Below are 10,457 nucleotides of genomic sequence, written 5' to 3'. Positions count from 1 at the left end.
CGCCCGTCCCGTCCACTGCGCCCGTCCCGCCGGCTGCACCCACCGGCTGACGAACCTGGTCCGCCCACCTGGTGCCGCGAGGCCGCGGTGACAGGGGGTAGGACCCGCCTCGGTCCGTGCCGGCGTGTCGGGGGCCGCCGGCACGGACCGCCCTTCTCCGATCGGGGCCGCATCGGAGCGGGGCCGGATGTCGCTGCGCGCGTGAGGGGCGCCACGGCAGCGTCAGGATCGCGTCAACGTCGCAGGCTCGGCGCGTCAACGGGGCGTTCGCAGCGCACCGCACCTCCCAGGATCCGACGATGCTCGCGCACCGGTCCGCCACATGGTGGGCCGGTGTGTCCTGGTGGAGGAGAAACGATGGCCGACCTGGCCTACGTGGTGCTGACGATCGCCGGTTTCGCGGTCCTCGCCCTGATGATGAGAGGGCTCGAGTCGCTGTGAACGCCGCTGCGTACATCGCGGGCGGGCTCATCGCTCTGGGCCTGCTGATCTACCTGTTCGTCGCCCTGCTGCGCCCGGAGCGCTTCTGATGCGCCCCGACGTGATCCGTCCCGCGGAGGTGCAGCCATGAACGACACTCTCGCCGGCATCCTCCAGATCGTCGCCATGGTCGGGCTGCTCGCGCTCGTGTACAAGCCGCTCGGCGACTACATGGCGCGCATCTTCACGACCACCAAGCACTGGCGGGTGGAGAAGGCCCTCTACAAGCTGATCCGCGTCGACCCCGACGCCGAGCAGCGCTGGACCACCTACGCGACCGGGGTGCTCGGCTTCTCGTTCGTCGGGGTCGTCCTGCTGTACCTGCTCCAGCGGCTGCAGGCGTTCCTCCCCATGGCCTTCGGGCACGGCGCGGTGACGCCCTCGGTGGCGTTCAACACCGCGATCTCGTTCGTGACCAACACGAACTGGCAGTCCTACGTGCCGGAGAGCACGCTCGGCAACACCGTGCAGATGGCCGGTCTCACCGTGCAGAACGTCGTGTCCGCGACGGTCGGCATCGCGGTGGCGATCGCGCTGATCCGGGGCTTCGTCCGCTCGAGCACCGACCGGCTCGGCAACTTCTGGGTCGACCTGACCCGTGGCGTGATCCGGCTGATGCTGCCGATCTCCTTCGTCGCCGCGATCGTGCTGATCGCCACCGGCGTGGTGATGTCCTTCCACTCCGGCGTCACGATCACCGGGGTCGACGGCATGCAGCACACCCTGCCGCTGGCGCCCGCCGGGTCGCAGGAGTCGATCAAGGAGCTCGGCACCAACGGCGGCGGCATCTTCAACGCCAACTCCGCGCACCCGTTCGAGAACCCGAACGCGCTGAGCAACTTCATCGAGATCTTCCTCGAGCTGGTGATCCCGGTGTGCCTCACCCGCACCTTCGGCACGATGGTGCGCAGCACCCGTCAGGGCACCGTGCTCGCCGCCGTCATGGGCGTCATCTGGACGGCGTTCATCGCCGTCGCCTGGTTCTCCGAGGCCCACCCCAACGGGCCCGCGGCGCAGGCGGCCGGTGCGGCGCTGGAGGGCAAGGAGGTCCGGTTCGGGATCCCGAGCTCGATCCTCTTCGGCGTCTCCACCACGGGCACGTCGACCGGTGCGGTCAACTCGCTGCACGACAGCTACACCGGTGGCGCGGGCGGGATCACGATCCTCAACATGCTGCTCGGTGAGGTCGCGCCCGGTGGTACGGGCACCGGGCTGTACGGGATCCTCGTGATCGCGATCATCGGTGTGTTCCTCGCCGGTCTGATGGTCGGGCGCACCCCGGAGTACCTGGGGAAGAAGCTCGGCCGCGTCCAGGTGACGGCGGCGTCGATCTCGATCCTCACGATGCCCGCGCTGGTGCTCATCGGCGCCGGGCTGGCCATCGCGCTGCCGAGCACGCTCGGGGCACTGGGCAACAGCGGAGAGCACGGCTTCTCCGAGGTGCTTTATGCCTACGCCTCGGCGGCCAACAACAACGGCAGTGCGTTCGGTGGCCTCACGGTCACCAGTGACTTCTTCCAGGTGACGCTGGGGCTGGCGATGCTCTTCGGCCGTTTCGTGCCGATCCTCGCCGTGCTCGCGCTCGCCGGCTCGCTCGCCAAGCAGAAACGGGTCGAAGCCGGCGCCGGCACGCTGCCCACGGACGGAACCATGTTCGGCGTGCTGGTCGGCGGCACCTTGATCCTCGTCGCGGCCCTCACCTTCTTCCCGGCCCTCGCGCTCGGGCCCATCGCGGAGGCTCTGTCATGACCCTCGATCTCCAGGAACGTCCCACCGCCGCACCCGAGGCTCCGCAGGCCGTCAAGGCGGGGGCGTTCAGTCCCCGGCAGCTGCTCGCGTCCCTGCCCGAGGCGTTGCGCAAGCTCGATCCGCGCACCCAGCTGCGCAACCCGGTCATGTTCGTGGTCTGGGTCGGCTCGGTCGTGGTCACCGTCATGGCGATCATCCAGCCCAGCGTGTTCGCGTGGTGGATCGCGGTGTGGCTGTGGTTCACGGTGCTGTTCGCCAACCTGGCCGAGGCCGTGGCCGAGGGCCGGGGCAAGGCGCAGGCGGAGTCGCTGCGGCGCACCAAGAAGGAGACGGTCGCCCGGCGCCTCACCTCCTCCGGTGCGGAGGAGCAGGTGCCTGGCACCGAACTGCGCATCGGTGACCTGGTGGTGGTCGAGGCGGGCGAGACGATTCCGGGTGACGGCGACGTCGTCGAGGGCATCGCGACCGTCGACGAGTCGGCGATCACCGGGGAGTCCGCGCCGGTCATCCGGGAGGCGGGTGGTGACCGCAGCTCCGTGACCGGTGGCACCACCGTGCTCTCGGACCGGGTCGTCGTGAAGATCATGACGAAGCCGGGGGAGTCGTTCGTCGACCGGATGATCGCGCTGGTCGAGGGCGCCTCCCGGCAGAAGACGCCCAACGAGATCGCGCTGACGATCCTGCTGGCCGTCCTGACGATCATCTTCCTGCTGGCCGTGGTCGCCGTGGCGCCGATGAGCACCTACGCCGGGGTGAACCAGTCGCTGATCGTCCTGACCGCCCTGCTCGTGTGCCTCATCCCGACCACGATCGGCGCCCTGCTCTCCGCGATCGGCATCGCGGGCATGGACCGGCTGGTGCAGCGCAACGTGCTGGCCACCTCCGGTCGCGCGGTCGAGGCCGCGGGCGACATCGACACGCTGCTGCTCGACAAGACCGGCACGATCACCTTCGGCAACCGGCAGGCGACGGCACTGATCCCGGTGTCAGGGGTCTCCGGCGCCGCCCTCGCGGTGGCGGCCCGGCTCTCCAGCCTCGCCGACCAGACGCCCGAGGGCCGCAGCATCGTCGATCTCTGCGCTCGCGAGTACGGCCTGCCCGGCGAGGCCACGGCAGCCGAGGCCGTCGCCGAGTTCGTGCCGTTCACCGCGCAGACCCGCATGTCGGGTGTCGACGTCGACGGCCGGTCGGTGCGCAAGGGCGCCGCGTCGGCGGTGCAGAGGTGGACGGCCACGCAGTCCGCCGAGATCGACGCCATCGTCGACGAGATCTCCGACGGCGGCGGCACCCCGCTCGTCGTCGCCGAAGCGGCATCCGCGGAGGGAGCGGGGGCCCGGCTGCTGGGCGTGGTGCGGCTGTCCGACGTGGTCAAGCCCGGGATGGCCGCGCGCTTCGCCGAGCTGCGGGCGATGGGCATCCGCACGGTGATGATCACCGGTGACAACCCGCGGACCGCGCGGGCGATCGCCGCTGAGGCGGGAGTGGACGACCACCTCGCGGAGGCGACGCCCGAGGACAAGATGGCCCTGATCAAGAAGGAGCAGGAGGGTGGCCGCCTCGTCGCGATGACCGGCGACGGCACCAACGACGCGCCCGCGCTCGCGCAGGCCGACGTCGGTGTCGCGATGAACACGGGGACCGCCGCGGCCAAGGAGGCCGGCAACATGGTCGACCTCGACTCGGACCCGACCAAGCTCATCGAGATCGTCGAGATCGGCAAGCAGCTGCTCATCACGCGCGGCGCGCTCACCACGTTCAGCATCGCCAACGACCTCGCGAAGTACTTCGCGATCCTGCCGGCGATGTTCGTCGCCATCTATCCGGCGCTGGGTGCGCTGAACGTCATGCACCTGGCCACGCCGCAGTCGGCGATCCTGTCGGCGGTCATCTTCAACGCGCTGATCATCGTGGCGCTGATCCCGCTCGCCCTGCGCGGCGTGCGCTACCGGCCCACGAGCGCGGCGAACCTGCTGCGCCGCAACCTGCTGATCTACGGCCTCGGCGGCGTGATCGTGCCGTTCGCCGGGATCTTCGTCATCGACCTGCTCGTCCGTCTGATTCCGGGGATCTGAGAGATGCTCACCATGCTGTGGCGCCAGACCGCCACCGGGCTGCGCGTGCTGGTCGCGCTCACCGTCCTCTGCGGGATCGTGTACCCGCTCGTCGTGTTCGGTGTGGCTCAGCTCCCCGGGCTCTCCGGCCCTGCGGGGGGCTCGATCATCCACGCCGCCAACGGGACCGCCGTCGGCTCGTCGTTGATCGGGGTCGACCCGGTACCGGCGGATCCCGCGGCCGACCCGTACTTCCACACCCGGCCGTCCGCCTCGTCGTCCGGGCCGCTCGGCCCGACCGACACCACCACGTCCGGTGGCTCCAACAAGAGCGGGTTCAACCAGGACCTGCTCGACACCGTCAACCAGCGGCGGGAGCTGATCGCGAAGCGGGAGGGCGTGAACCCGGCGCTCGTGCCGCCCGACGCGGTGACGGCGTCGGCGTCCGGGCTCGACCCGGACATCAGCCCCGCCTACGCGGCACTGCAGGTGGCCCGCGTCGCGCGGGTGACCGGACTGTCCGAGGACACGGTCCGCGGCCTCGTCGCGCAGTCGTCGTCGGGGCGCGTGCTGGGCTTCCTCGGCGAGCCGACCGTCAACGTCACCACGCTGAACCTCGCTGTGCAGGAGGCCCGGCACTGACCGCTGTGCCCGCTCCCCCCACACGGGGACCGTCGCCGCCCCGACGGTCCCCGCGGGGCGGCTCACTCCAGGTCGGCCGAGGGGGCGCTGAGCCGTACCTCCTCGGCGTCGAGACGGGACTGCAGCCGGCGCAGCACGATGTCGTCGATTTTCCTGGAGTCCCGCAGTCCCACCACCGCGGAGCGCTTCTCGGCGATCAGCGCCGCCCGCAACCGCTGGTCGTCGGCGTGCTGGCCGCGTTCGGCGGCGAGCGCGGGGTCCTCCACCGGCATCGTGGGGTCGGCCAGCACGTGCAGGTGGTCCTCGTAGTCGGCGCGCACCCGCTCCACGATCTCCGGCCCGATGCCCAGGCGCTCCGCGATGGCCGGCAGCGCGGACAGCCCCGCCTCGGTGGCGGCCCGTTCAGCGAGGGCCTGCTCCCTGGCCTCGCTCCCGTCGTCGGTCAGGCGCGCCCAGCGGAGCACCGCGGGCAGGGTGAGGCCCTGGACGACCAGCGTCACCAGGATGACGCCGAAGGTGACCAGCACGATCAGGTCACGGCCGGGCACGTCCTGCGGCACGGCGAGCGCCGCGGCGAGCGACACACCGCCGCGGAACCCGGCCCACGCCATCGGCTGCCGCTGCCGGAAGCCCACGCGGCGCAGCCGCTGCTGGGGGCGCCGGTCGATCGCGCGGATGACGTAGGGCGTGACGTTCATCCAGAGCAGCCGCGTGCCGATCACCACGGCCGCGACGAGCAGCGCCTGCACGGCCGCCCCCGCAACCGAGGTCGAGGACAGTCCCTCGACCGCACCGCGCAGCTGCAGCCCGACCAGCACGAAGAGCGTGCCGTTCAGCACGAACGTGGTGACGCGCCAGAACGCCTCGGTCTGGATGCGGGTGCGGGCACCGATGACGCGGGGCCCGGACTGGCTCAGCGTCAGCCCGCACACGACGACGGCCAGCACCCCGGACGCGTGCAGCTCCTCGGCCAGCAGGAACGCGACGAACGGCGTGAGCAGGCTGATGGCCGCCTCCGAGAGGGGAGCGTGCACCAGCTTGCGGGCCCGCACCGCCAGCCAGGCGACCACCAGCCCGGCGAGCGCACCACCGACGTAGGAGAGCGCGAAGGCGCCGAGCGCCGAGGCCCAGCTGAACACCTGCTCGCCCGTGGCCACGGAGACCGCGAGCGCGAAGACCACGAGTGCCGTGCCGTCGTTGATGAGGCTCTCGGCCCGGAGGGTGGTGAGGGTGCGCCGCGGCATCCGGCCCGCCACCGCCGCCATCGCGGTGGCGTCCGTGGGGGCGACCACCGCGCCGAGCACCCAGGCCAGCGGCCAGCTCAGCCCCAGCAGGGCATGCGCCGTGACGGCCACCAGGCCGGCGGTGGCCAGCACCAGCAGCACCGACGACAGCACGACCACCCGCAGGTTGGACCGGATCTCGCGCAGCGACGTGGTGAGCGACTCCCAGTAGAGCAGCGCCGGCAGGAACACCAGCAGCACCACCGTGGGCTCCAGCACCACGTCGGACGTCCACGGGATGAAGGCCAGCGGGACGCCGCCGAGCAGCAGCACGATCGGCGGGGTGATCCGCAGCCGTCCCGCCAGCCAGGTGAACCCGATCACGGCGCACCCGACGACGACCACCACCTGCAGCACGTGTGGGTCCTGCACCCCGGTCCGTCCTTCCGATGTCCGTCCCCGATGTCCGACGCGGCCTCGTCGGCCCAGTGTTCCAGGCGCGCCCGCCGTCCCGGCTGCTCACGACGGGCGAGGACGGTCGCCCTCGAGCGCGTGAGAGCACAATCGACGCTGTGAGCAGGCGAGGAGAACTACGGATCCACCTCGGAGCAGCACCCGGGGTGGGCAAGACGTACGCCATGCTCGGGGAGGCCCGCCGCCGCGTGGAGCGGGGCACCGACGTGGTCGTCGGCATCGTCGAGACCCACGGCCGCTCGAAGACGGCCGACCTGCTCCACGGCCTCGAGATCGTCCCCCGGCGCTGCGTCGGCGGCCATCCCGGCCTCGACGAGCTCGACCTCGACGCCGTGCTCGCACGCCGCCCCGAGGTCGCGCTGATCGACGAGCTGGCCCACACCAACGCTCCCGGCTCGCGCAACCGCAAACGCTGGCAGGACGTCGAGGAGCTGCTCGAGGCCGGCATCGACGTCCTGACCACCGTCAACGTCCAGCACCTCGAGTCGCTCAACGACGTGGTCGAGCGCATCACCGGCGTCCGCCAGCAGGAGACGGTGCCGGACGAGGTGGTGCGCAAGGCCGCGCAGATCGAGCTGATCGACATCACGCCGGAGGCCCTGCGCAGGCGCATGGCGCACGGGAACATCTACGCCGCGGAGAAGGTCGACGCGGCGCTGGCCAACTACTTCCGGCCGGGCAACCTCATCGCGTTGCGCGAGCTGGCCCTGCTCTGGGTGGCCGACGAGGTGGACGTGGCGCTGCAGCGCTACCGCAGCGAGAAGGAGATCAGCGATACCTGGGAGACCCGCGAGCGCGTGGTCGTCGCGCTGACCGGTGACAAGGAGAGCGAGACGGTGCTGCGCCGCGCCGCCCGGATCGCCAAGCACGCCGGTGCCGCCGACCTGCTCGCCGTGCACGTGCTGCGCGGCGACGGGCTCGCCGGGCCCCCGGTCGGGGCGGTGGCCCGGTTGCGGACGCTGGCCGAGGACGTCGGCGCGAGCTTCCACACGGTGGTCGGCGGCGAGGACGTGCCCGCCGCCCTCCTCGACTTCGCCCGCGGGGCCAACGCCACCCAGCTCGTGCTCGGCACCTCCCGCCGGTCGCGGCTGGCGCGCGTGTTCGTGGAGGGCATCGGGGCCCGGGTCGTGCAGGACTCCGGGTCGATCGACGTGCACATGGTCACCCACGACGGGGCAGGCCGTGGCCTGCGGCTCCCGGCGTTCCACAGCGGGCTGCCCGCGTCGCGCAAGGTGCTGGGCTGGGTGCTCGCGGCCCTGATGCCGCTCGCAGCCACCGGCGCGGGCATCGTGCTGCGCGGCGTGGTCGGGATGTCCACGGACGTGGTGCTGTTCTTCCTCGCCACGGTCGTCGTCGCGATGGTGGGCGGCCTCGGTCCCGCGGTGGTGGCCGCGGTGGTCGGCGGCGTACTGCTGAACTTCTTCCTGACCCCACCGCTCTACTCGTTCACCATCGCCACCGCGGAGAACCTCCTGGCGATAGCGGCGATGGTGGTTGTAGCGGTGCTCGTCGCCATCGTCGTCGACCGCGCGGCGAGGCGTGCCCAGCAGGCGGCACGGGCCCGGGCCGAGGGGGCGCTGCTGGCGTCGTTCGCCCGGACGGTGCTCACCCGGAGCGATCCGCTGCCGCGGCTGCTCGAGAAGGTGCGGGAGGCGTTCGGGCTGCATTCGGTGGCCCTGCTGGAGCGCACCGGGGGGTCGGCGTCGGACGAGTGGACGTGTGTCACCTCGTCCGGACCAGTGGGGTGCATGGCGCCCGAGGAGGCGGAGGTCGACGTCGAGATCGAGGACGACCTGCACCTCATCGGCAGCGGACGGTCGCTGCCAGCGGCGGACCGCAGGCTGCTCGAGGTGGTGGGCGGGCAGGCGCTGCTCGCGCTGCGCAGCCAGCGGGCGGCGGCCGAGGCCGACGACTCGCGGCGCCGCGCTCACGCCACCGAGACCCGCAGCGCGCTGCTGTCCACCGTCGGCCACGACCTGCGCAGCCCGCTGACCTCGATCAAGGCCGCGGCCGGCAGCCTGCGGGACACCAGCCTGCAGCTGCCGCCGGCGGACCGTCTCGAGCTGATGGCGACCATCGAGGAGTCGGCCGACCGGCTCACCGGCCTCGTGGACAACCTGCTCGACTCCGCCCGCCTCGCCTCCGGCACGGTCACGCCGCTCCTGGCGCCGATCGGGTACGACGAGGTCGCCGGCCGGGCGCTGGTGGGGCTGCCCGGCGCCGACCGGGTCACCGTCGACATCGACGAGACCCTTCCCGACGTTCTCGCGGACTCCGGCCTGCTGGAGCGCGTCGTCGCCAACGCCGTCGACAACGCACTGCGCTACGCGGGCGGCGCACCGATCGTGCTGCGCGCGAGCGCGCACGCCAACCGCGTCGAGCTGCGGATCGTCGACTCCGGGCCCGGCGTGCCCCGCCACCAGCGGGATGCGCTGTTCGCCCCGTTCCGGCGGCTCGGTTCCGCGCTGCCCAGCGACCGGGACGGCGCGACGGGAGTGGGGCTGGGACTGTCGGTCGCCCGCGGGCTCACCGAGACCATGGACGGCACGCTCTCCGCGGAGGACACGCCCGGCGGCGGTCTGACCGTGGTGGTCTCGCTGCCCGCCGTGCCCGGCGCCGCTGTGCCCGACCCGGCCCCGGCGGAGGCCGCGCAAGCACCCGGCCCCCCGGCGCCGAGCCCCGCGGGCTCGCCCTCCGTCCCGTCGCGGGGTGGCGCCCGATGACCGAGCACCGCGTGCTCGTGGTCGACGACGACCCGCAGATCCTGCGGGCGCTGCGGATCAACCTCACCGCGCACGGCTATCACGTCCTGCTCGCCCCCGACGGGGGCGCCGCGCTGCGCGCCGCCGCGGACGGGCACCCCGACGTCGTTGTCCTCGACCTGGGCCTGCCCGACATCGACGGTGTCGAGGTCATCGAGGGGCTGCGCGGCTGGAGCACCGTCCCGATCATCGTGCTCTCGGCCCGGACCGGCGCCCCGGAGACCGTCCGCGCCCTCGACGCCGGCGCCGACGACTACGTCACCAAGCCCTTCGGCATGGCCGAGCTGCTGGCGCGGCTGCGCGCGGCGGTCCGCCGGGCCGCGGTCTCCACCGTGGACGGCGAGCCGATCGTCGACGCGGGGGACTTCCGCGTCGACCTCGCGGCCAAGAAGGTGGTGCGCGCCGACGGCACCGAGCTCCACCTCACCCCCACGGAGTGGGGCGTGCTGGAGCTGCTCGTGCGCCACCGCGGCAAGCTCGTGGGGCAGCGCGAGCTGCTCCGGGCCGTGTGGGGGCCCACCTACGGCACGGAGACCAACTACCTGCGGGTCTACCTCGCGCAGCTGCGCCGCAAGCTCGAACCCGAGCCGTCCCGGCCCCGGCACCTGATCACGGAGCCGGGGATGGGCTACCGGTTCGAGGCCTGACGTGGGGTCAGCGCCCGAAGTCCTGCACCCAGTAGTCGCTGGCGTAGCCCACACCGATCGTCCGGAACGAGCAGTCCTCGATGTTGCGCCGGTGCCCGGCGGACTCCATCCAGTCCTGCACGACCTCGGCCGCGGTCCGCTGGCCCCGCGCGATGTTCTCGCCGCCGGGGGAGCTGTAACCCGCGTCGCGGATCCGCTCGTCGAAGGTGTCGCCGTCCTTGTCGGTGTGGGACAGGTAGCGGCGGGAGGCCATGTCGGAGGCGTGCTCCTGGGCGGCGGTGGTGAGCCGCGCGTCGCGGACCAGCGCGCCGCAGCCCGCCGACTTCCGCTCCGCGTTGGTGGCCGCGATGACGGCCTCGGCGGGACCGGGTGCCCGCAGGACCTCGCGCCGGGTGGTCGGTGCCGCCACCGTGGCCGGTGCCGGGGGCT

8 protein-coding genes are annotated in these 10,457 nt (G+C 72.4%); 6 read left to right on the top strand and 2 right to left on the bottom strand.

What is annotated here, in order from left to right:
* Nucleotides 1-437: 437 nt before the first annotated feature.
* From kdpF to HF577_RS34670, 4 genes are read left to right on the top strand one after another with little or no spacing between them, the layout of a single operon-like run.
* On the top strand, nt 438-530 hold the full coding sequence (gene kdpF / locus HF577_RS38965; RefSeq protein WP_312859578.1) for a K(+)-transporting ATPase subunit F: 93 nt from the start codon (nt 438-440) through the stop codon (nt 528-530).
* Nucleotides 531-567: 37 nt separating this feature from the next.
* Nucleotides 568-2,229 (top strand): potassium-transporting ATPase subunit KdpA, encoded by a 1,662-nt coding sequence (kdpA, locus tag HF577_RS34680; RefSeq protein WP_169400235.1) that lies wholly within the window; start codon nt 568-570, stop codon nt 2,227-2,229.
* On the top strand, nt 2,226-4,301 hold the full coding sequence (gene kdpB / locus HF577_RS34675) for a potassium-transporting ATPase subunit KdpB (RefSeq protein WP_169400234.1): 2,076 nt from the start codon (nt 2,226-2,228) through the stop codon (nt 4,299-4,301). Before kdpA ends, kdpB begins: the two co-directional genes overlap by 4 nt.
* Nucleotides 4,302-4,304: 3 nt before the next feature.
* Entirely contained in the window at nt 4,305-4,922 is a 618-nt protein-coding gene (locus HF577_RS34670) for a potassium-transporting ATPase subunit C (RefSeq protein WP_169400233.1), read from the top strand.
* 62 nt (nt 4,923-4,984) lie between these two features.
* On the opposite strand, the gene HF577_RS34665 is transcribed toward HF577_RS34670, so the two are convergent.
* The gene (locus HF577_RS34665) at nt 4,985-6,577 is read right to left on the bottom strand and encodes a Na+/H+ antiporter (protein ID WP_169400232.1); all 1,593 of its coding nucleotides are present in this window, start codon (nt 6,575-6,577) and stop codon (nt 4,985-4,987) included.
* 140 nt (nt 6,578-6,717) lie between these two features.
* Here HF577_RS34665 and HF577_RS34660 point away from each other — a divergent pair, with 140 nt between their 5' ends.
* Complete coding sequence (locus HF577_RS34660; RefSeq protein ID WP_312859577.1) at nt 6,718-9,342, top strand: sensor histidine kinase; 2,625 nt, start codon at nt 6,718-6,720, stop codon at nt 9,340-9,342.
* A complete protein-coding gene (locus HF577_RS34655; RefSeq protein ID WP_169400230.1) occupies nt 9,339-10,028 on the top strand; it encodes a response regulator in 690 nt (229 codons plus the stop codon). Before HF577_RS34660 ends, HF577_RS34655 begins: the two co-directional genes overlap by 4 nt.
* A gap of 7 nt (nt 10,029-10,035) precedes the next feature.
* On the opposite strand, the gene HF577_RS34650 is transcribed toward HF577_RS34655, so the two are convergent.
* On the bottom strand, nt 10,036-10,457 hold a 422-nt coding region (locus HF577_RS34650), incomplete at its 5' end, for a CAP domain-containing protein (RefSeq protein WP_169400229.1).

Source organism: Pseudonocardia xinjiangensis (assembly GCF_012911925.1).
Lineage (GTDB): Bacteria > Actinomycetota > Actinomycetes > Mycobacteriales > Pseudonocardiaceae > Pseudonocardia > Pseudonocardia xinjiangensis.
Note: the sequence above shows the minus strand (reverse complement) of the source record. Positions and strands in the feature narration are given on the sequence as shown.

Coding starts and splice junctions, on each gene's coding strand:
- kdpB (WP_169400234.1), top strand. CDS start 2,226: ATGACCCTCGATCTCCAGGAACGTCCCACCGCCGCACCCGAGGCTCCG.
- HF577_RS34670 (WP_169400233.1), top strand. CDS start 4,305: ATGCTCACCATGCTGTGGCGCCAGACCGCCACCGGGCTGCGCGTGCTG.
- HF577_RS34655 (WP_169400230.1), top strand. CDS start 9,339: ATGACCGAGCACCGCGTGCTCGTGGTCGACGACGACCCGCAGATCCTG.
- kdpA (WP_169400235.1), top strand. CDS start 568: ATGAACGACACTCTCGCCGGCATCCTCCAGATCGTCGCCATGGTCGGG.